The organism is Paenibacillus sp. FSL H3-0302 (genome assembly GCF_037982245.1).
GTDB classification, from domain to species: domain Bacteria; phylum Bacillota; class Bacilli; order Paenibacillales; family Paenibacillaceae; genus Paenibacillus_AQ; species Paenibacillus_AQ odorifer.
On record NZ_CP150284.1, the window covers coordinates 1,434,191 to 1,454,431 of the forward strand.

A 20,241-nucleotide genomic window follows, 5' to 3' on the forward strand; every position below is an offset into this window, starting at 1 on the left:
TGAGATAGATAGGGAAGAGGGATGACATGTTATTTGCCATTCTGCTGTTTATAATTGCTGGGCTTGCTGAGATCGGTGGCGGATATTTAGTATGGTTATGGTTGAGAGAATCACGGCCACTTTGGTACGGTTTAGTGGGGTCTTTGATTCTGATAGCGTATGGGATTATCCCTACGTTGCAGAAATTCCCTTCCTTCGGAAGAGTGTATGCGGCTTACGGCGGGGTGTTTATCGTACTTGCGGTCTTATGGGGATGGCTTGTAGACAAGAAGACACCAGACGTATACGACTGGGTCGGAGCTGTTATTTGTGTGATCGGTGTATCGGTTATCCTCTGGGCACCTCGGCACTAGGTTGAGTGAGGTTTGCTTAGCCATAAAAGCGGAATGAAAGCTGAGTAACCTAGTTTTTACTGAGTGAGTAACTTGGCTCCGGACTCAGGAGACCTTATTTGTGATAAAAGGGTTAATTTGGAGCGTTTTCGGACACCAGAGACGCTATTTGAACAAAATAGGCTGAGTCTGGGTTGATTATGAGGCAATAGCGTCTCTCGAGTCCGAAAAAGCCTCCAAATGGCAGTTTTTCGAGTAATAGCGGCATCTGAGTCCGCAAGCCAGTAGCAAATGGCGTGCTGAGTCTAAGTGAGAGCTTCGCGCAAGCTAGCGCATGTAGCCGAGTCTATTGCTGTAGGTAGCATCGACGGATGAACTTTGAGTAATTTGCAGTAGGTAGCATCCACGGATGAACTTTGAGTAATTTGCAGTAGGTAGCGCCACGGAGGAACTTTGAGTAATTTGCTGTAGGTAGCATCGACGGATGAACTTTGAGTAATTTGCAGTAAGTAGCATCCACGTAGGAACTTTGAGTAATTTGCTGTTGGTAGCGCCACGGATGAACTTTGAGTAATTTGCAGTAGGTAGCATCCACGGATGAACTTTGAGTAATTTGCAGTAGGTAGCATCCACGGATGAACTTTGAGTAATTTGCAGTAGGTAGCATCCACGGATGAACTTTGAGTAATTTACTGTTGGTAGTGCCACGGATGAACTTTGAGTAATTTGCTGTTGGTAGCGCCACGGATGAACTTTGAGTAATTTGCTGTAGGTAACTTGGCTCCGGACTCAGGAGACCTTATTTGTGATAAAAGGGTTAATTTGGAGCGTTTTCGGACACCAGAGGCGCTATTTGAGCGAAATAGGCTGAGTCTGGGTTGATTATGAGGCAATAGCGTCTCTCGAGTCCGAAAAAGCCTCCGAATGGCAGTTTTTCGAGTAATAGCGGCATCTGAGTCCGCAAGCCAGCAGCGAATGGCGTGCTGAGTCTAAGTGAGAGCTTCGCGCAAGCTAGCGCATGTAGCCGAGTCTATTGCTGTAAGTAGCATCGACGGAGGAACTTTGAGTAATTTGCAGTAGGTAGCGCCACGGAGGAACTTTGAGTAATTTGCTGTAGGTAGCATCGACGGATGAACTTTGAGTAATTTGCTGTAGGTAACTTGGCTCCGGACTCAGGAGACCTTATTTGTGATAAAAGGGTTAATTTGGAGCGTTTTCGGACACCAGAGGCGCTATTTGAGCGAAATAGGCTGAGTCTGGGTTGATTATGAGGCAATAGCGTCTCTCGAGTCCGAAAAAGCCTCCGAATGGCAGTTTTTCGAGTAATAGCGGCATCTGAGTCCGCAAGCCAGCAGCGAATGGCGTGCTGAGTCTAAGTGAGAGCTTCGCGCAAGCTAGCGCATGTAGCCGAGTCTAAGCGAGATTATCGCGCAAGCCAGTAGCAAATGACGCGCCGAGTCTAAGCGAGAGTATCGCGCAAGCCAACGGCAAATGACGCGCCGAGTCTAAACGAGAGTATCGCGCAAGCCAGCGGCAAATGGCGTGCCGAGTCTAAGTGAGAGCTTCGCGCAAGCCTAGCGCATGTAGCCAAGTCTAATCGAGGTTCCGCGCAAGCCTAGCACATGCCCCCAAGTCTAAGCGAGACCTCCGCAAGCGCTAGCGAGCCATCGCAAACTAAAAACCCCCGTTCAACACTTTCGTGTGAACGGGGGGTTTAATTTACAAGCGTTAAATCTTAAATTGCTGCACAGCTTCTTGGAGTTTCTTGGCTTGCTCATACAGATGTTTAACGGTTTCTGCATGGCCTTCCAGTTCGACGCGCTGCCGCTCTGAGTTAGCAGCGAGTGTGTCCGCACTTTCTTGCGATCTTGATGTAATTTGTGCAGTTTCTTCGACGGAAGCACTGACTTCTTCTGTACTTGCCGAGATTTGCTGTGTAGCCGCAGATACGGATTGAATGCTGTGATTGATGCTTTGGATAAGAATCAGGAGGTGATTAAAGGCATCACCTGCTTCTGCTACTTTGCCGACTCCAGAGGCAACCTCAGAATTCACGTGGTTCATCTCGGTAACGGAGCGACTCATATCTTCTTGAAGCCCAAGTAGGAAGTCACGGATCTGTTCGTTTGCGTTACGGGATTGTTCAGACAGCTTGCGTACTTCTCCCGCAACAACAGCAAAGCCGCGTCCATGCTCTCCTGCGCGTGCAGCTTCGATTGAAGCATTCAGCGACAGCATTTGGATCTGTTTCGTAATTTCAGTAATGCTGTGAACGACTTCTCCGATCATTACTGAACGCTCATTCATGATTTGTAATTGATCCAGCGACTGTAGGGAAGCACGTTCAACCTGGCGCATTTGCAGCACAGCGCTTTGAGCAATTTCATTACCGCCACTTGCTTCAGCGGAAGCCTCACTGATTTGCTCCGTGACTTCATTCGCTGCTGAGGCAATACTTTGAATGCCTAAATTGATTTCTTCCATTGCTCTCGAGTTATCTGATGCACTGCTAGCGATAGTCGTACTACCTTTGCCGATTTCTACTACCGATGAGCTGGAGTGTTCCGCCATATCATTAAGAACCTCAACACGTTCTTTTAAAGAGTTGGAATCCGCAACGACAGTATTAGAGGTTACCAGTACATGTCCAATCATTTCTTTCAGGCGTTGGGTCATCGCTTGGAAGCTTACGGACAACTGTGCAACTTCGTCATTTCCTTTAACTGATAATTCTTCGGTGAAATCTCCCTCTGCGAGCCGGGCACTATAAGCTGCCAGTTTTGAGATTGGACGTGTTATACGCACACTCATGAACCATGCACCAGTTAGGCCGATGATCAACGTCAGAAGTGTGATTCCGGCACTTGTCCATAGAATACTGTCTGTTTTTTCTTGAATGAAGCTTACGTCACTGCTTACACCGATAACCATCGTACTTCCGGGAATACCGATATAAGCTGTTTTATGTATACCATGTGCGTCGCTATATGTATCGCTTAGTCCAGTTTTTCCTTTAGAGGCTTGTTGCATTGCAGAGGATACGGTGACACTTTCTGCCCGTTGCAATTTTGCATCGTGATCTGCGGATAGAATCTCAGCTTCTTTTCCCTTCAGATTGACCAGAAAAATGGTTTCCACTCCATGTTGTTTCCTCTTTTCCTGAAAATAGAACTCGAGATTGGTGGCAGACTGATCGTTCTTATTTAGGGTTTGCTGGGCGTGCATTACGTTGAGATTCTTATATACGTCCTGAGCAGCGGCAGTAAGGATTTTGTTAATCTGCGGCATAACATAGCTGTTGAAGATACTGATAGAGATAAAATAGAAGCTGGTGCTTAACAAAAGAGACGTGAGCAACAGAACAACAAATAATAAACGCGTAAATTTGCGACTGATCGAATGCTTGATACGAAACATATCGTTCTCTCCTTTTTTTATGGACGGTGAGGTCATTTCTTTTTTGGTCTTCACTAGATACTCCATGCCAACTGCTGGAAATTGGCGACCCGAGATATATTCCATAGTTATGTCATATTTCTACTAAATGGATCGGGAATAAGGTGTTTGATACTATTCTATAGAATTAACCTCTGGATGAATAGTGAAAGTTTTGTCCTATAGAGCATTTTTTTCTGAAAAAAATGAATTATTGCTGACTATTTTAGATAATTGGCGAAAAAAAAGAAATGGAACTACCAATTTCATATAAAAATATTATTTTTATGGATTGTTAAGCGCTATTGTGATAGAGTATTAATGTTTTGTTCCGAAAATTTAATATTGTAAGCCGCGGTTCGTAACCATCCCGCGTAAACAAAACTAGGAGGAATTTCAGTAATATGTTTAATTTGCTGTGGGGAGTTTTATTTGTTATTGTCAATTTTGCTTTTTTTCTACTCTGTTACCGCTTGTTCGGGAAAAGTGGAATGTACGCCTGGGTAGGTATTGCTACTGTAATTGCTAACATTCAGGTAGCTAAGACGATTGCTATGCCATTTGATATTGTGATGACACTCGGAAATACGATGTATGTCACTTTATATATGACCAGCGATTTACTTAATGAGAAGTACGGAAGAGCGGAAGCACGTAAAGCGGTCTGGTTTGGTTTCTTCACCTTGCTTATGACTACAGTCATTATGCAGATGGTATTAGTATTTAAGCCGCAGGAGACCGATATCGCTCAGTCTTCTTTGGAGACGATTTTTGGGCTGATGCCTCGACTAGCTTTGGGTAGTCTTACAGCTTACTTCATTAGTCAGTTCCTAGATGTTCGGTTGTACTCTTGGATTCGTAAATATTACAGCACCTCAAGTCAGCTGTGGATTCGTTCCAACGGTAGTACGATGATTAGCTCCTTTGTGGATACACTTATTTTCTGTACCATTGCGTTTGCGGGCTTGTATGACTGGAATGTATGGCTTGAAATTTTGCTTACGACTTATCTAGCGAAGTTCTTACTAACCGCAGTAAGCACACCTATCTTATATATCGCCCGAACCTTTACTTTTGCTGAAGAGGGTTCACCATCATCCGTTCAAAAGAAGGACTAAACAACAATACAGCCAGCGCGTACCGATCATAATCGATGCGTGCTGGCTGTTTTTTCGTTGTAAGATGGACTTAATAGTTACATGAAAGATGTGTACATAAAAATAATATAAAGCTAAAATAAGCTATCGTAGCAATTCTAGCGGGTTAGTTTAACAGGAGCGCCGGCGATGGCGCTTATCACATATCCTTTAGTTTGGGCTGGACTTGCGGGGCAGTCCGATTGAAGAGAATGTATATAATCGGTAGTCACAGAAAATACGAACAGGTGTGATCTAGGATGAATCTAGTAGTTCCTATACTGCGTCATGCAGCACAGCAGCCCGACAGCATTGCCTTAACCCATGACCAAGCAAGTCATACCTATGCCACATTAGTAAAAACGATGCGGAGAATCGCGAATGGCTTACAGCAAAAGGGTCTGAGGCATGACAAAATCGCGATTTTATCTACGAATCGTATTGAATTTGTTGAGGTTTTTTTGGGGGCGATTTATGCGGGCTGTGTTCCCATTCCCTTAGATCCCAAGTGGAGTGCTAATGAACTGCAGGTTATTATAGAGCAGTGCCAGCCGACAATGATTTTTGCCGAGCCGGAAGCCGCAAAGAATCTGACCTTCAAGGATCAAATGATCCAAACATTGACCTTCTCAAATGAACGAACAGGTTCCTATGATCAGTGGCTGGCTGCCCTGAAGCCGGAGGCTGAGTTGGATGAGACGAATGAATTATTATTTATTGGCTTTACTTCAGGCACAACCGGATTGCCCAAAGGTTATATGCGTACCCATTTATCATGGTTAAAAAGCTTTGAGGTCTCGAATATTGCTTTTGAATTGGACGCTATGAAGGATGTTTTGGCACCAGGTCCATTTGTGCATTCCCTATCCTTATTCGCCGTAATGCAGAGTCTATATAGTGGAGCAACCTTTCATATCACACAAAAATTTAGTGCCACGCAGGTGTTAGAGCTGTGCCAGCAAATTCCGGGCGTGGTGCTGTTCGTCGTACCAACAATGATCGAATCCATGATGCAGCAGGCTGTACCTGGGCAGATACAGATTGATGCGATTATTAGCTCAGGTGCAAAGTGGTCGGAGTTGTCCAAGAAAAGGGGCATGGAAGTGTTTGGTGGAGCGCGGCTTTATGAATCCTACGGTTCTTCAGAAGCGAGCTATATTAGTTATTTGGATGTTCTGACCGAGCATAATCCGACCTCTGTAGGCAAACCTTATCCCGGGGTGCAAATTTCCATTCGTGATGACCAGTTCCGGGAAGTCCCTCCTGGGGAGATTGGGCAGCTATATGTGCGTAGTGATATGATATTTTTAGGCTACCATCAATTGCCGAATGAGACAGCAGCAGCTTTTAGAGAGGGATGGCTTGTTTTAGAAGACTATGTTTATCAGGATGAAGCTGGTTATTTATATATGGCGGGACGTTTGAAGAATAAAATCATATCCGGAGGGCTGAACGTTTATCCGGAAGAAATAGAGAGGGTGCTGGAGTTTCTTCCGGAAATAGATGAAGTGATGGTGCTTGGCGTGCCTGACGATTACTGGGGAGAACAGCTGATAGCCCTCGTGAAGTGGAGCGGAGAACAGCATTTATCTGTCGAAGAAATTAAGAATTATTGCCGCCAGTATTTAGCGAGCTACAAAGCGCCGAAGCAGCTGCTAACCGTGGATGAATTTATCTATACAAGTAGCGGGAAAATTGCCCGGCAAGCGATGAAAGACTATGTGAAAAGAGCGATGATATGATAGAAGCAGTAATTGTCATGGCAAAACGTACACCGGTTGGCAGAATGGGTGGCTTATTAAGTACACTTGAGCCGGAGGCATTACTGGCGCCGCTTATTCAGCATATTGTAGCCGAAACGAACTTGCCTAAAGAACTGATCGATGATGTCATTATTGGGAATGTTGTGGGCCCAGGAGGTAATATTGCCCGGGTAGCTGCGCTTGAAGCGGGGCTGCCTGTTTCGGTTCCGGGTGTCACCGTGGATCGTCAGTGCGGATCTGGGCTAGAGGCAATTAATATAGCAGCAAGACTGATTCAAAGCGGCGCTGGTGAGATTTATTTAGCGGGTGGTGTCGAAAGTACGAGCCGTGCTCCATGGAAAATGGCTAAACCACAGACGTTAATGGGGGTTCCACAGCTGTATACCCGTGCACATTTTACGCCTAGCTCTTACGGTGATCCGGATATGGGAATAGCTGCAGAGAATGTAGCTAGGAAATACGGGATTTCTCGAGAAGAGCAGGATCAATATGCCTTAAAAAGCCATCAAAAGGCGGTTCATGCTCAGCAAAGTGACCGGTTTCAGCAGGAGATAGTACCTCTTCAGGTAGAGGGGCAGTGGGTGAGCACCGACGAATGTCCTCGGGCAAATACGAGTCTGGACAAGCTGCAAAAGCTGCCGCCAATTTTTGAAGAAAAGGGTACCGTCACTGCTGGAAATGCCTGTCCTATTAATGATGGCGCAGCGCTTCTATTAATGATGTCTCGTGAGAAATGCCAGCAGCTTAAGCTTACCCCTATTTTGCGGGTCGTGGATGCACAAGCTGCGGGTGTAGATCCGAACTATTTGGGTATGGGGCCTGTACCAGCTGTGCAAAAGGTGTTAAAACGCCAAAAGCTTACCGTTGCCGATTTAGATATCGTAGAGTTTAACGAAGCTTTTGCTTCACAAGTATTGGCATCACTGAACGAGCTTCAAATTCCACAGGAAAAGGTCAATCTTGGCGGGGGGGCATTAGCAATAGGCCATCCATACGGAGCTTCCGGGGCTATGTTAATGACTCGCTTATGTGCTGAAATGCAACATGTCCCTTACCAACGAGGGCTTGCTACTCTGGGAATCGGCGGTGGGATAGGTCTGGCAACACTCGTGGAGGTTATAGAATGAACAGTGTCCGACATCAGATCCATATGACTGCTGAATGGATTTCGGACTATGCACAGAGTATTGAAGCACCCGTGCAGACGATAAATGGAAAGCTGATCGCTCCTGCGACGATGCCTATTATTTTCTGGCAAGACTTCGATATTCCTTGGTTAATCATCGGTGAACCCTTGCTTCACGGCACTCAGAAATTTTCATATCAGGCTCCGATTACGGCGGGGATGATTTTGGATTGTGAATTAGCGTTAACGGGCGAGGTGCAAAAAGAAGGCAGACAGGGTAAACTGACTTTTTACACACATACGCTGGTTTGTAGGTGTGAGGGTGAGCTTATAGTCACCGCAGAAACGGTGTTAATTCGGGTAGGTGATGATCATGATAAAAAAGTGCATAACAGCTGAGGCTATCCGGCAATATGCAGCTGCTTCCCAAGATTTGGCGCCTATACATCTAGATGCAGAGGCCGCAGCCAAGGCTGGTTTGGAGCGACCCATCGCACATGGGATGTATCTTATGGGATTAGCCCAATCTTTGTATATTGCTGAGCACCCTACACAGTGGATCACTCAATATGATATGAAATTTCATAAGCCAATAGAGGTCGATAGTGTCGTGATTTTTGATTTTGCAGCGGACGATTGCTTTGTGAAAGTGATCCTTACAACAGAAGCTGGCGATGTTATTGCTGCGGGAGCTTTTGCAGTGAAAGAGGTGTAGTGATGAATAAAGTGGCCTTAATTACTGGAGCAACAAGAGGGATCGGACGTAGTATCGCCATACAGCTTGGCAAGTCAGGTTATATAGTGGTTGTAAATGGTACGAAACAAGTCTTAATTGATGAGGTTGTGCGCGAGATCCGCCAGGCAGGCGGAGAGGCACTAGGGTACGCTGCTAATGTAGCCGATTCCGTCGCAGTCACTGCCATGGTAGGTGAGGTCATTGCCCGATACGGTCGTATCGAGGTATTGATAGCTAACGCGGGAATTGTGCAGGATCAGAAATGTCAACGTATGACGGATGAACAGTGGAAGACTGTTCTGGATGTGCATTTAAATGGCACTTATTATTGCATTCAACGAGTATTACCACATATGCGTGAAACAGGTGGGGATATCCTGTTGATGACCTCTGCTGCTGGACTAGCAGGTTCCGTAGGTCAGGTGAATTATAGTGCAGCCAAGGCTGGAATACTGGGCATGATGTGGACGCTCGCAGCAGAGCTGAAACGTGACCAGATTAGGGTCAATGCGATTTCTCCAGCGGCATTAACGGATATGACCAGACCAATAATTGACCATTTGAAGGAGAAACATGCCAGTCGTAATGAACCTTTGCCTGATTTTTGGAGAATAGGTGACGCTGAGGCTATTGCTTCCTTCGTGACTGCATTGTTGAGGGAGTCCGACGCGGATTTAACCGGTGAAATCTTTGCCGTGAATGGATCAAAAGTGACAAAATGGGAGAAGCCTGCACCTGCATTTTCCGAGAATAGCATTGAGGCATTTTTTGCTGCTTGGCACCGTCAAAAGGGGACTGAATAAATGCTTACCTTCGATCAAGTTTGTTTTTATTATAAAAAAGGACAACCTCTTCTGGAGGATATTAGCTTTACGATAGACGCAGGGGAGTTTGTGGCGATAGTCGGGGCGAATGGTTCTGGCAAATCCACTATTGCAAAGCTCATGGACGGACTGCTGCTGCCGCGAAAAGGGACTGTACAATTTAAGAGCTTGGACACAGCAAAACCAACGGATCTTGCGGAGATTCATCAGCAAATCGGTTTTGTTTTTCAGAATCCAGAGGATCAATTTATCACCACAACCGTTATGGATGAGGTGCTTTTTGGTTTGGAGAATATCCGTGTGCCGAGGGAGGAAATGCGCAGCCGATTGGATCATGCCTTACAGGCCGTTCATATGGAGGATTATCTGGAAGCTATGCCACATCAGCTATCTGGAGGCCAAAAGCAACGTGTCGCTATCGCCGCTATATTGGCGATGTGCCCGCAAGTCATTATTTTTGACGAGGCTACCTCAATGCTTGATCCTCAGGGAAGACAGCAGGTTCTTTCTATTATGCAAGAGCTGCATCGTCAAGGCCTGACGCTTATTCATATCACCCACCATATGGAGGAAGTGCTTGCAGCAGAACGCGTATTGCTCCTGCACCAAGGACGACTTGAGTTTGACGGCGATCCACTGACTTTTTTTGAAACCATGCCTGTTGCGGACTATCAATTACAACTGCCCTTCGCAGTGCGTGTACATACATTGCTCCATTCAGCAGCACCGCTAACAGCCGATTGGAAGGGGATAATTCGATCACAATGGTCTACCAATTAAAAAATCTAAGTGTGAACTATGCCGATCATGTGGCTTTGCGAAATATAAACTGCACTATTCCTGAAGGCAAATGGATTTCTATTATCGGTCCAACAGGCGCAGGAAAGTCTACCTTTGTCAAAGTGCTGAAGGGCTTGATTCCCACCGTAAAAGGAGACTATTGGATTAACCAGCAGCCTGCCAGCAGAGATGCTAAAGGACGCTTAAAGGTTGTCCCCGAGTTGGGTTTCGTTTTTCAATATCCGGAGCATCAGCTATTCGAAACAACGGTGCATAAGGAGCTTGCTTTTGCTCTGAATCAGCAGGGTGCTTCACGTCAGCAAATTACAGAGGCGATTGAAATGATCTTGCCGCAAGTGGGTTTGCCAGAGGGGATTCTCCCCTTAAATCCATTCCAGCTAAGTGGTGGTGAAAAGCGCCGTGTAGCTATTGCCTCTGTACTGATGACAAATCCGAAGCTGCTGATATTGGATGAACCGACAGCGGGTCTCGATCCAGCTAGCCAAGTGTCTTTGCTGAGGCTACTAAAGGAATGGCAGCAACAAGACAATCGCACCATCCTCTTCGTTTCGCATCAGATGGGTGATGTTGCCGAATTCTCAGATGAGGTCATGGTTTTTCGTGAAGGTCAGTTAAAAGGGCATCATGATATCAGAACATTGTTTCTGGAAAAGGAAGAATTACTGCTGGAACTTGGACTATCCTTGCCTGAACCCGTACAGCTCTTGAAGCTAGTGGAGGAATTATCTGGTCAGAAGATTGAAGTTGCCAGCTGTAAAGAGCAGGATATCTTCGAAGCGATTTTGCCGATTTGGCATTCGAGGGGGCAAGGGCATGGCTGATTCCGTATTAGTCGGTCAATATGTGGAGACGCATTCGATTTTTCATCGTTTAGATCCTCGTACAAAGCTTGTAAGTATCGTGATGCTCATGCTTAGCTTTATGATGCTTGGTACGGGGCTTAGTTATGTTTTTGCAACCTTTTTTGTATTGGGATTGTTACTACTGTCTAAAGTTCCTGTGCATTTTTTTTGGCGAGGGCTACGGCCGGTATTATTTATTTTATTATTTACTTTTGTTTACAATGCCGTGTTCACCAAGGGGACGATTCTCTGGTCATGGTTTTTTATCGAGGTGACTGAAGAGGGATTGCGGATAGGATTACGTTTTGTATGGCGGATTATATTGCTCATCTTGTTAGCCTCAATTCTGACATTAACTACTAAACCGCTAGACTTAGCTTATGGTCTGGAGAAGCTGCTTGCCCCTCTGTCCAAATTGGGGGTACCCGTAGAGCAGTTCTCTTTAATGATAGTGATTGCGATCCGTTTTATCCCTACCATCAAGGAGGAGCTTGATCGTATCCTTCTCGCACAAAAGGCTAGAGGTTATGATCTCACAGTATTATCACTGCCTAAACGGATATATGCGTACATTCCGATCATTATTCCTCTGCTCTTCACAACGATTCAACGAGCTGAACAGCTGAGCTATGCAATTGATGCGCGTGCTTATGGGAATGGTAAAGGAAGGACTTCTTTTAAAAGACTGCAATTTCAGCAAATAGATTATCTGGCAGGGGGAGCTGCCCTTTTAATTGCCGTGATTCTACTTTGCTTAAAGATAGGAAAGGTGTAGATGAAGATGAAATGGAATACCCGTATTACGGAGTTATTACACATAGAATATCCTATTATTCAAGGAGGACTTGCTTATTTAGGTTATGCAGACCTTGCGGCTGCGGTTTCAATTATCGGTGGACTGGGTCAGGTCACGGCAATGAGTCTTCCGGATGCGGAGGCCTTACGTGCAGAAATACGTCGGGTACGAACACTAACGGACAAACCATTTGGTGTTAATTTTGCTATCGGCATGCATGGGATTGGTTATGAAGATCGGGTGCAGGTCGCCATCGAAGAGCAGGTTCCCGTGGTGAGCCTCACTGGAGGGAATCCAGCCCCTATACTGGAAATGTTACAGCCCACCGATATTAAAACACTTGTGCTCGTCTCCTCACGCAGACAAGCCCAAAAAGCTGAACAATTAGGGGCTTCTGCGGTTATTGTTGTTGGGCATGAGGGAGGGGGCCATTTAGGGCGTGACGATGTTGGAACCATGGTGCTCGTTCCGCAAGTGGTTGATGCGGTTAATATTCCTGTGATTGCTTCCGGAGGGATCGGAGATGGCCGTGGATGGATGGCTGCTCATGCACTTGGGGCTGAAGGAATCGAAATGGGCACTCGTTTCGTTGCTACAGTGGAATGTGTTCATGCGGCCGCTTCTTATAAAAAAGCTTTAGTAGAAAGCTCAGAGTCGGATACGGTTGTAATCAAACGTTCTATTGGAGCACCCGCACGAGTGTTACGTAGTGACTACATTGATCAAATTCTTGAAATCGAGCGCGTGACACCGACCTATGAAGCATTAAAAGAGTATATCAGTGGTGCAGCCAACAAGCGCTGGATCTATGATGATATCAAAGAAGAGGGCATCGGCTGGGCAGGTCAAGTGACAGGAATGATCCAAGATATTCCTACAGTCGCGGAGCTGATCGGCAGGATGGTGAAAGAGGCTAAGTTGGTTCGCGGGATGTGGGGAACACAGGTTTGAATTTAAAAAAACACAGAGCGGCGATTCTCTCATTATTGGAGGAATCGCTGCTCTGTGTTTTTGGCTGTGGCTTGTAATTCTTTTCTATAAATGAAGAATAGTCAGTTCCTTAGGGAAGCTTGTTAAGGTCTCTGCACCTTCAGCTGTAATAATCAGATCATCTTCGATACGTACACCCGCTAGTCCAGGCACATAAATTCCCGGCTCAACGGTGAACACATTGCCGATTTCGATAATGTCGTCGTTCTGTCCGTGAAGTGATGGATATTCATGAACATCCATGCCCAGTCCGTGTCCGACACGGTGTAAGAAATATTCTCCGAATCCAGCTTCTTCAATTACATCACGTGCAGCTTTGTCGACTGAGCCGAAAGGTGCTCCAGGATTGGAGGCAGCGATCCCAGCTTCGTTGGCAGCCAGCACAGTGTTATAGATAGTGACTAGCTTGTCGTCTACGGATTCAATAGCAAAGGTACGTGTAATATCAGAAGCATAACCATCGGCATACACCCCGATATCAAACATCAGGAAGTCGCCGGGTTGAATGACCCGGTTGCCAGGAACACCGTGAGGCAAGGCAGTTTTCGGACCAGAAAGCACCATAGTGTCGAAGGAAGGGCCGGAAGCGCCAACCTTTTTCATTAGATATTCTAGCTCCGCCACTAGATCGTTTTCTGTAACGCCTGTTTTTACGTGGGTAAGAACGCGGCGCAAGGCTTCCTCAACTAGCTCAGCGGCATGTTTCATGCGCTTAACTTCATCCGGGGTCTTTTTAGAGCGCATGCTGCGCAGCAATGGACCAATATCACTAAACCGTTCAGCTGGAACAGCAGCGGTTAGGTGCTCAAAACGGGCTACTGAGAAATGTTCCTTTTCTATGCCAAGAGTACCTAGCTTACTGCTGCCGAAACAATCTTTTAGCAGGTTATAGGGATTATCAGTGTCAGTGTGAGTTAGAATTTTGGTGACCGAAGAAGCCGCTTGAGCCGCTTCTGCATCCAATGCAGGCAGAATGAGCATAGGCTCTTCTCCGCGTATCAGCAGCAGACCCAGAAAACGTTCATGCGGATCGCTGGCGAAGCCGGTTAAGTAGTAGACATGCTTGGGATCTGTTACGAGCAGGGCATCCAGACCTTCGCCCGCCATTTGCTGCTCTAGGCTTGTCAGAGCATTATTCATAGTTGGTGTTCCCCTTTCAACTTCACGATTAGAACTGCAATATTCCTATTATAGATCAAAAATAGACCAGACGCACCTGACGAACTATAACTATCGTTGGCTAATCATGACATGAAGCTTTTCTTAACCCTACTAGTTGGTGTAACATATCTTTAAATATACTTCTCCTAAGGTTAGGCTGAAGCTTATTCGGGTACGGTTGTTGAGAGAGGAGTGATTCTTGCAATGAGAGAAACAATCGCACTTGTTACCGGAGCGAATTCCGGTATGGGGCTGGCCACAACAGTTGAACTGGCTCGCAAGGGAGCTAAAGTTATTATGGTTTGCCGTAATCGCCAGCGGGGAGAAGAAGCACTTGCTGCCGCCAAACAAAAGAGCCGCTCCGAGGATATCGAGCTCATGTTGTGTGATCTGGCTTCACTTGAGAGCATTCGCAGCTTTGCTGAGGAATTCACTATGAAATATCCGATGCTAGACATACTTATCAATAACGCCGGGGTAGTCACGATTAAGCGTCAGCTTACGAAGGACGGCTTTGAGATGGATCTTGGCGTAAATCATTTGGGGCATTTTCTACTTACCAATTTGTTACTTAAGTCGTTGCAGGCAGCAGAGCAAGGCCGTATCATTGTGGTTGCCTCCGGTGCTTACAAGATAGGTGCGCTCCATTATGAAGATCCAACCCTCGCTCGCCGTTTTAATCCTGCAAAAGCCTATGCCCGATCCAAGCTAGCCAATATTCTCTTCACGCGGGAGCTGGCTTCGCGTCTTCACGGAACAAGGGTGACGGTGAATTGCCTGCATCCAGGAGCAGTGGGGACGAATATAGGTGTAAACCGGGAGACTGGTTTTGGCAAGTCGGTACTTAAGTTACTCTCATACTTTTTCTTAACACCTGAACAAGGTGCCGATACAGCGATTTATTTGGCTACAGATCCCGATCTTGGAGAGGTAACCGGTCAATATTATTATCGAAGAAAGATTAAACAACTGTCTCCCAGAGCGCAGAATACAATAGAGGCCGAACGGCTGTGGCAATGGAGCCAGGAGCAGGTCGGCCTGAGTTAATTAACACATTTGGAGGAATTAAGGGATGAATTGGGAGAACAGCAGAATTGAAGATGCAACATCTGCAGACTTAGCAGCTATTGTAGATATTTATAACTCAACGATTGCTGGGAGGATGGTAACTGCAGATCTGGAACCCGTTACTGTTGCAGATCGGGAGAAATGGTTTCTTGAGCATAATAGCCATCACCGTCCCTTATGGGTACTGAAGCAAGGAGATGAAATTGCTGCATGGTTCAGTTTTCAATCCTTCTATGGTCGTCCAGCGTATAATGCAACAGCAGAAATCAGTGTATACGTGAATGAAAAGTTCCGTGGTGGTGGTGCGGGCAGAATTCTTCTGACAGAGGCCATTGAGAAAGCCCCTAGTCTCGGAATTAAGAATCTAGTCGGCTTTGTGTTTGGACATAATGATCCAAGCCTTGGTTTACTGAAAAAGTTTGGTTTTGAAGAATGGGGAATGCTGCCTGGTGTGGCTGAACTTGACGGTATAGAGCGTGATTTAGTCATTGTCGGCCTTAAAATCTAATGCCTCAGATAAAACGCTTACATTTTGAGAGTTGAATTTAGATTATCGGTGTCACAATCGACCCATTCTTTGGACCAACTCTGTAAGTCTCGGATGACTGATTCCAGAGCAAGACCTTTATCCGTCAAAGAATATTGGATCCGCACGGGGGTCTCTGGGAACACTTCTCGAAGAACGATCCCTTCCTGTTCCAGCTCTTTGAGCCGTTCGGAGAGCAGTCTTCCACTGATGGGTAATGCCGCTTCAATTACATTGAAACGTTGGGGTCCTTGAAGGAGCTGGTAGATAATTAAACCAGTCCAACGCCTGCCGATAATATCCATACTTTTTTGTAGCCGGGGACATAAATCATTGGACTTCATAGGGCTCACCTCTTAGTAAACATTATAAACGAAAAGACCAATAACTTAAACAAATTCCAATTTAATTCAGTACTAGAAAGGATGATGGACAGTGGCTAAAAAAAAGAAAATGCCTACCACACCAAGAGCCGCTACGAATGATGGCCCTGCTACGTTAAAAGATCTGCTAAGCAGTGATGTTCTAGGAAAGCTGAAGGCGCAATCTGATGCGTTGAAAGCGGAGGAAAATGACCGTAAAGAAGCTGCCCGTAAGGCAGTGGAAGATCAGCGGAAGGCTGAGCAGAAGCGGTTGGATAATGATTTTGCACATCTGCTGGAGAACAGTAATCAGGATTGGAAAAAATATAAATAAATCCTATAGCTTAGCGCTAAAAATATGGCAGAGATTAAAGAGGCACCCGTTAGGGTGTCTTTTTTTATGTAACTTAAGCAGATAAGCCTAAGTCTTAATTATTTTAAATTTAAGTATATGAAAGGGTTGACCCTCAAAGTGGGCTTAGGTATAATTTAAAACATTGCGAATGAAAATCATTATCATAAAAGCGCATTTGTAAACTATTAAACAGATAAGGAACAACTCATGAAACTAAAATATTTGTCCCTACTTCTAATAGTATTTTCATTTATATCTTTGTTTATAGGCGTTAAAGATATATCCCCATTAGATCTCTTTCATCTTACGGAATCTCAAGCACAGACCTTGCTGGTAAGCCGGATTCCCCGGTTAGCCGCATTGATTATCGCTGGAGTCAGCATGAGTATTGCCGGATTAATTATGCAACAGCTGTCACGCAATAAATTCGTCTCCCCGACTACGGCAGGGACGATGGATTCCGCGAAATTTGGTATTCTCGTATCCCTCATGTTATTCACAGGCGCAACGCCAATGCAGAAATTGCTGGTTGCTTTTGTTTTTGCACTATTGGGCACCTTTATTTTTATGAGAATCTTGGATCGGATCAAGTTCAAGGATAGTATTTTTATCCCGCTGGTCGGACTCATGTTCGGCAACATTGTAGGCTCGATTACCACTTTTTTTGCGTATAAAAATGATTTGATTCAGAATATCTCGTCTTGGATGCTTGGAGATTTCTCAACGATTATCAAAGGCCAATATGAATTAATTTATATCAGCATTCCACTTGTCATCCTGGCGTATCTCTTCGCTAATAAATTTACGGTAGCCGGTATGGGCGAGGATTTCTCCGTTAATCTTGGCATGAATTACAAAGCGGTTGTCAACGTGGGATTGGTAATTGTAGCGTTAATCTCTTCTGTTGTCATTTTAACCGTAGGTACGATTCCATTTCTGGGTCTGGTAGTACCTAACATTGTAACGTTGTACATAGGAGATAACCTCAAAAAAAGTCTGGCGCATACAGCCATTCTCGGAGCGGTGTTCCTCCTGTTCTGCGATATTCTGGGCAGGCTCATTATCTATCCATATGAAATATCAATCAGTCTCACGGTAGGCGTCATCGGTAGTGGTCTGTTTATCTACTTGCTGATGAGAAGAAAGGCGAACTAGAGATGAAGACAAAACTAACTATATTATCTATAAGTGCTGTCGCCCTCATCGTCTTGTTTATGACGTATCATGCTTTGGGAAATTGGGACTACGTTCTTCCCAGCCGGGGAAGAAAGCTGGCGGCCATTCTGATTACCGGAGCTGTGATAGCTGTCTCTACCGTAGTTTTTCAGAGCATCACGAACAATCGTATTTTGACACCAAGTATTCTCGGGCTCGATTCCCTGTACATGTTAATCCAGACGTTCGGTGTATATGCCTTAGGTTCATCGAATATGACCTTTATGAATAAAAACATCAACTTCTTGTTCTCTGCGTGTCTCATGGTCCTGTTTTCAGGCGTATTGTATAAGCTAATGTTCCGTAGGGAAGGACAAAATATTTATTTCCTGCTGCTGGTAGGGCTAATCATGGGGACGATGTTCCAGAGCGCGTCTTCTTTTATGGAAGTGCTTATTGATCCGAACGAATTCCTGATTCTACAGGGGAAAATGTTTGCCAGCTTCAACAATGTCAGCAGTGACCTATTGATTCTTTCCGCCATTGTTCTGACGCTAACTACGTTGTATTTCTTGCGATTTGTTAAGTATTTGGATGTTATTTCGCTTGGAAAAGATGAAGCCATTAATCTGGGCATCAATTATGACTATGTGGTCAAAAGGCTGCTAGTTATTGTATCTATCTACGTTTCGATCTCGACGGCTCTAGTCGGACCAATTACTTTCTTAGGTTTGTTGGTAGCTAATGTGGGACACCAGCTGTTCCGTACCTATAAGCATGCCTATCTGATTCCTGGAACGATTCTGCTGAGCATTGTTGCGCTTGTCGGCGGGCAGTTCCTGGTCGAACGTGTTTTTGGATTCAATACTACGGTTAGTGTGATTATCAATTTTGCAGGCGGCGTCTACTTCGTCTATCTGCTGTTAAAGGAGAATAAGTCGTGGTAGAAGTTAAAAATTTAACCAAACGTTATGGCGGAGTAACCGTCGTTGATGATGTGTCCTTGTCCATCAAAAAAGGCGCAATCACCTCGTTTATCGGACCAAATGGTGCGGGTAAAAGTACACTGCTCTCCATGATCAGCAGACTTATCTCCAAAGACGCGGGAGAGGTGCTGATCGAAGGTAAGGAAATCGGTACCTGCAAAAGTAATGAGCTTGCTCGTAAAATATCGGTGTTAAAGCAGTCCAATCATATTAGCGTACGTCTCACTGTGAAGGAGCTCGTTTCTTTTGGGAGATTCCCGTATTCACAGGGGAAGCTGAGTCCGGAGGATCGGGCGTTCGTTGACGAAGCGATTGCTTACATGGATCTCCAAGAGATGCAGGATAAATATATTGATCAGCTCAGTGGAGGGCAACGCCAGCGGGCATATATTGCCATGGTTATGGCTCAGGATACAGAGTACATTCTGCTCGATGAACCGCTCAACAACCTTGATATGAAGCATTCCGTCCAAATTATGAAGGTGCTTCGCCGTTTGGTGGACGAGAAGGGGAAGACGATTGTGCTCGTTATCCACGATATTAACTTTGCTTCTTGTTACTCAGACTACATTGTTGCGCTTAAAAATGGAAGAGTAGCTTCCTCGGGTACAGCGGATGAAATTATAGATTCTGCAGTTCTTAAAGAGGTATATGACATGGACATTCCTATTGAAACTATAGGAGGCCGAAAAATCGGTGTCTATTTCTAAAAAGGTAACTATTACTATGCGGATATTATTATGACGTAACGTAAGAAGTGAAAGGCGCCAGCTTCTTAACGCATACGCGAATAATTCAAATAGCTTCACTATAAAAATTAGGGGTGAATACATTGAAGAAGAACTTATCTTTACTGATTATGACAGTATTTCTTGCGGTAATCTTGGCGGCTTGTGGCTCCAATAATGCAGCAACTTCAAATAACAACACAGCAGCGGCAGGCAATTCGGAAGCTACTACTGCACCAACAACGGAAGCTACTACAGCACCGACAGAGCTTACTTTCAAGCATGCGCTTGGCGAAACAACTATCAAAAGCAATCCGCAAAAAGTGGTTGTTTTTGACTTCGGTACACTGGATACGCTGGATAAACTGGGTGTAGAGGTGACTGGAGTGCCTCAAAGTAATGTACCGGCTTATCTCTCTAAATATAACGATGCTAAATATGAGAATGTTGGGGGTTTGAAAGAGCCTGACTTCGAAAAAATAAACAGTCTTTCTCCGGACCTGATCATCATTTCCGGCAGACAACAGGATTCTTATGAAGAATTCAGCAAAATTGCACCTACCCTGTATGTGGCTGTAGATAATGCAAACTACATGGAATCTTTTACGAATAACGTGAAAATGCTGGGTCAAATTTTTGGAAAAGAAGCAGAAGTAGAAACTTAGCTTGCGACTATCAATGATTCCATCAAAGCTTTGAATACGAAGGCAACAGCTGATAGCAAAAAAGCACTTGTTATTCTTGCGAATGAAGGAAAAATCAGTGCTTACGGTGCAGGTTCCCGTTTTGGGATTATCCATGATGTGTTCGGATTTGCACAGGCTGATGATAAAATTGAAGTATCCACTCACGGACAAAGCGTATCCTACGAATATGTAGCGGATAAGAATCCGGATTATCTGTTTGTAGTGGACAGAGATGCGGCTGTGAAGAGTGATGGCGGCGAAGCCGGCTCAGCTAAAAAAGCAGTTGAAAACGATCTAGTGAAGAACACAAATGCCTTTAAAAACGGTAAGATCATCTACTTGGATCCTAACTACTGGTATTTGTCCGGTGGCGGTTTAATATCCGTTAGCGAAATGCTCAAAGAAGTTGAAGTTGTTCTGTAAGCTGAGTAAC

20 protein-coding genes, 1 pseudogene and 1 riboswitch are annotated in these 20,241 nt (G+C 45.1%); of the genes and pseudogenes, 18 read left to right on the forward strand and 3 right to left on the reverse strand.

What is annotated here, in order from left to right; translation table 11 throughout:
* Positions 1-26: 26 nt before the first annotated feature.
* Positions 27-353, forward strand: a complete 327-nt coding sequence (locus tag MHH50_RS06355) for a YnfA family protein (protein WP_076128128.1) — start codon at positions 27-29, stop codon at positions 351-353.
* 1,707 nt (positions 354-2,060) lie between these two features.
* On the opposite strand, the gene MHH50_RS06360 is transcribed toward MHH50_RS06355, so the two are convergent.
* Positions 2,061-3,749, reverse strand: a complete 1,689-nt coding sequence (locus tag MHH50_RS06360) for a methyl-accepting chemotaxis protein (RefSeq protein WP_076193028.1) — start codon at positions 3,747-3,749, stop codon at positions 2,061-2,063.
* Positions 3,750-4,115: 366 nt separating this feature from the next.
* A riboswitch (PreQ1 riboswitch) is annotated at positions 4,116-4,161 on the forward strand.
* A 10-nt stretch (positions 4,162-4,171) separates the two neighbouring features.
* Here MHH50_RS06360 and MHH50_RS06365 point away from each other — a divergent pair.
* The 10 genes from MHH50_RS06365 (at position 4,172) to MHH50_RS06410 (ending at position 12,742) form a co-directional block, all read left to right on the forward strand.
* Positions 4,172-4,885 (forward strand): queuosine precursor transporter, encoded by a 714-nt coding sequence (locus MHH50_RS06365; RefSeq protein ID WP_076128125.1) that lies wholly within the window; start codon positions 4,172-4,174, stop codon positions 4,883-4,885.
* 278 nt (positions 4,886-5,163) lie between these two features.
* Positions 5,164-6,645: an AMP-binding protein gene (locus MHH50_RS06370; protein ID WP_340034104.1), complete on the forward strand. Its 1,482-nt coding sequence runs from the start codon at positions 5,164-5,166 to the stop codon at positions 6,643-6,645.
* Positions 6,642-7,793 (forward strand): thiolase family protein, encoded by a 1,152-nt coding sequence (locus tag MHH50_RS06375; RefSeq protein ID WP_340034105.1) that lies wholly within the window; start codon positions 6,642-6,644, stop codon positions 7,791-7,793. The genes MHH50_RS06370 and MHH50_RS06375 overlap by 4 nt, the downstream gene beginning before the upstream one ends.
* A complete protein-coding gene (locus MHH50_RS06380; RefSeq protein ID WP_076302194.1) occupies positions 7,790-8,191 on the forward strand; it encodes a MaoC family dehydratase N-terminal domain-containing protein in 402 nt (133 codons plus the stop codon). The genes MHH50_RS06375 and MHH50_RS06380 overlap by 4 nt, the downstream gene beginning before the upstream one ends.
* The gene (locus tag MHH50_RS06385; protein WP_052096837.1) at positions 8,166-8,507 is read left to right on the forward strand and encodes a MaoC family dehydratase; all 342 of its coding nucleotides are present in this window, start codon (positions 8,166-8,168) and stop codon (positions 8,505-8,507) included. The genes MHH50_RS06380 and MHH50_RS06385 overlap by 26 nt, the downstream gene beginning before the upstream one ends.
* A gap of 2 nt (positions 8,508-8,509) precedes the next feature.
* Positions 8,510-9,331: an SDR family NAD(P)-dependent oxidoreductase gene (locus tag MHH50_RS06390; protein ID WP_081391870.1), complete on the forward strand. Its 822-nt coding sequence runs from the start codon at positions 8,510-8,512 to the stop codon at positions 9,329-9,331.
* On the forward strand, positions 9,332-10,132 hold the full coding sequence (locus MHH50_RS06395; protein WP_340034106.1) for an energy-coupling factor transporter ATPase: 801 nt from the start codon (positions 9,332-9,334) through the stop codon (positions 10,130-10,132).
* A complete protein-coding gene (locus tag MHH50_RS06400; protein WP_340012051.1) occupies positions 10,117-10,974 on the forward strand; it encodes an ATP-binding cassette domain-containing protein in 858 nt (285 codons plus the stop codon). Before MHH50_RS06395 ends, MHH50_RS06400 begins: the two co-directional genes overlap by 16 nt.
* Positions 10,967-11,770 (forward strand): energy-coupling factor transporter transmembrane component T, encoded by an 804-nt coding sequence (locus MHH50_RS06405; RefSeq protein WP_340034107.1) that lies wholly within the window; start codon positions 10,967-10,969, stop codon positions 11,768-11,770. Before MHH50_RS06400 ends, MHH50_RS06405 begins: the two co-directional genes overlap by 8 nt.
* A 6-nt stretch (positions 11,771-11,776) precedes the next feature.
* Positions 11,777-12,742, forward strand: a complete 966-nt coding sequence (locus tag MHH50_RS06410; protein ID WP_340034108.1) for a nitronate monooxygenase family protein — start codon at positions 11,777-11,779, stop codon at positions 12,740-12,742.
* 84 nt (positions 12,743-12,826) lie between these two features.
* On the opposite strand, the gene MHH50_RS06415 is transcribed toward MHH50_RS06410, so the two are convergent.
* Positions 12,827-13,921 carry a Xaa-Pro peptidase family protein gene (locus MHH50_RS06415; protein WP_076128106.1) on the reverse strand — a complete coding sequence of 365 codons (1,095 nt, stop codon included), beginning with the start codon at positions 13,919-13,921 and terminating at the stop codon, positions 12,827-12,829.
* Between the two features lie 225 nt (positions 13,922-14,146).
* On the opposite strand from MHH50_RS06415, the gene MHH50_RS06420 reads away from it, so the two are divergent.
* Together MHH50_RS06420 and MHH50_RS06425 are read left to right on the forward strand one after the other, a co-directional pair.
* The gene (locus tag MHH50_RS06420; protein WP_340034109.1) at positions 14,147-14,989 is read left to right on the forward strand and encodes an SDR family oxidoreductase; all 843 of its coding nucleotides are present in this window, start codon (positions 14,147-14,149) and stop codon (positions 14,987-14,989) included.
* 25 nt (positions 14,990-15,014) lie between these two features.
* Positions 15,015-15,518: a GNAT family N-acetyltransferase gene (locus tag MHH50_RS06425; protein WP_076128102.1), complete on the forward strand. Its 504-nt coding sequence runs from the start codon at positions 15,015-15,017 to the stop codon at positions 15,516-15,518.
* Between the two features lie 17 nt (positions 15,519-15,535).
* On the opposite strand, the gene MHH50_RS06430 is transcribed toward MHH50_RS06425, so the two are convergent.
* Positions 15,536-15,880: a helix-turn-helix domain-containing protein gene (locus tag MHH50_RS06430; protein WP_076128100.1), complete on the reverse strand. Its 345-nt coding sequence runs from the start codon at positions 15,878-15,880 to the stop codon at positions 15,536-15,538.
* A 91-nt stretch (positions 15,881-15,971) separates the two neighbouring features.
* On the opposite strand from MHH50_RS06430, the gene MHH50_RS06435 reads away from it, so the two are divergent.
* From MHH50_RS06435 to MHH50_RS06455, 5 genes and pseudogenes are all read left to right on the forward strand, one after another.
* The gene (locus MHH50_RS06435) at positions 15,972-16,232 is read left to right on the forward strand and encodes a YqkE family protein (protein WP_036681837.1); all 261 of its coding nucleotides are present in this window, start codon (positions 15,972-15,974) and stop codon (positions 16,230-16,232) included.
* A gap of 228 nt (positions 16,233-16,460) precedes the next feature.
* The gene (locus MHH50_RS06440) at positions 16,461-17,408 is read left to right on the forward strand and encodes an ABC transporter permease (protein ID WP_036681839.1); all 948 of its coding nucleotides are present in this window, start codon (positions 16,461-16,463) and stop codon (positions 17,406-17,408) included.
* Positions 17,409-17,410: 2 nt separating this feature from the next.
* Entirely contained in the window at positions 17,411-18,355 is a 945-nt protein-coding gene (locus MHH50_RS06445; RefSeq protein ID WP_076281998.1) for an iron chelate uptake ABC transporter family permease subunit, read from the forward strand.
* Entirely contained in the window at positions 18,349-19,104 is a 756-nt protein-coding gene (locus MHH50_RS06450) for an ABC transporter ATP-binding protein (protein ID WP_036681845.1), read from the forward strand. Before MHH50_RS06445 ends, MHH50_RS06450 begins: the two co-directional genes overlap by 7 nt.
* A 122-nt stretch (positions 19,105-19,226) precedes the next feature.
* A pseudogene (locus tag MHH50_RS06455) lies at positions 19,227-20,231 on the forward strand (siderophore ABC transporter substrate-binding protein).
* Positions 20,232-20,241: the final 10 nt, after the last annotated feature.

Excerpts from the sequence above, each read along its gene's own strand:
- MHH50_RS06390 (WP_081391870.1), top strand. The coding sequence starts at position 8,510 with ATGAATAAAGTGGCCTTAATTACTGGAGCAACAAGAGGGATCGGACGT.
- MHH50_RS06420 (WP_340034109.1), top strand. The coding sequence starts at position 14,147 with ATGAGAGAAACAATCGCACTTGTTACCGGAGCGAATTCCGGTATGGGG.
- MHH50_RS06365 (WP_076128125.1), top strand. The coding sequence starts at position 4,172 with ATGTTTAATTTGCTGTGGGGAGTTTTATTTGTTATTGTCAATTTTGCT.
- MHH50_RS06440 (WP_036681839.1), top strand. The coding sequence starts at position 16,461 with ATGAAACTAAAATATTTGTCCCTACTTCTAATAGTATTTTCATTTATA.
- MHH50_RS06395 (WP_340034106.1), top strand. The coding sequence starts at position 9,332 with ATGCTTACCTTCGATCAAGTTTGTTTTTATTATAAAAAAGGACAACCT.
- MHH50_RS06375 (WP_340034105.1), top strand. The coding sequence starts at position 6,642 with ATGATAGAAGCAGTAATTGTCATGGCAAAACGTACACCGGTTGGCAGA.
- MHH50_RS06425 (WP_076128102.1), top strand. The coding sequence starts at position 15,015 with ATGAATTGGGAGAACAGCAGAATTGAAGATGCAACATCTGCAGACTTA.
- MHH50_RS06360 (WP_076193028.1), bottom strand. The coding sequence starts at position 3,749 with ATGTTTCGTATCAAGCATTCGATCAGTCGCAAATTTACGCGTTTATTA.
- MHH50_RS06405 (WP_340034107.1), top strand. The coding sequence starts at position 10,967 with ATGGCTGATTCCGTATTAGTCGGTCAATATGTGGAGACGCATTCGATT.
- MHH50_RS06380 (WP_076302194.1), top strand. The coding sequence starts at position 7,790 with ATGAACAGTGTCCGACATCAGATCCATATGACTGCTGAATGGATTTCG.
- MHH50_RS06410 (WP_340034108.1), top strand. The coding sequence starts at position 11,777 with ATGAAATGGAATACCCGTATTACGGAGTTATTACACATAGAATATCCT.
- MHH50_RS06370 (WP_340034104.1), top strand. The coding sequence starts at position 5,164 with ATGAATCTAGTAGTTCCTATACTGCGTCATGCAGCACAGCAGCCCGAC.
- MHH50_RS06385 (WP_052096837.1), top strand. The coding sequence starts at position 8,166 with ATGATAAAAAAGTGCATAACAGCTGAGGCTATCCGGCAATATGCAGCT.
- MHH50_RS06445 (WP_076281998.1), top strand. The coding sequence starts at position 17,411 with ATGAAGACAAAACTAACTATATTATCTATAAGTGCTGTCGCCCTCATC.
- MHH50_RS06355 (WP_076128128.1), top strand. The coding sequence starts at position 27 with ATGTTATTTGCCATTCTGCTGTTTATAATTGCTGGGCTTGCTGAGATC.
- MHH50_RS06430 (WP_076128100.1), bottom strand. The coding sequence starts at position 15,880 with ATGAAGTCCAATGATTTATGTCCCCGGCTACAAAAAAGTATGGATATT.
- MHH50_RS06415 (WP_076128106.1), bottom strand. The coding sequence starts at position 13,921 with ATGAATAATGCTCTGACAAGCCTAGAGCAGCAAATGGCGGGCGAAGGT.
- MHH50_RS06400 (WP_340012051.1), top strand. The coding sequence starts at position 10,117 with ATGGTCTACCAATTAAAAAATCTAAGTGTGAACTATGCCGATCATGTG.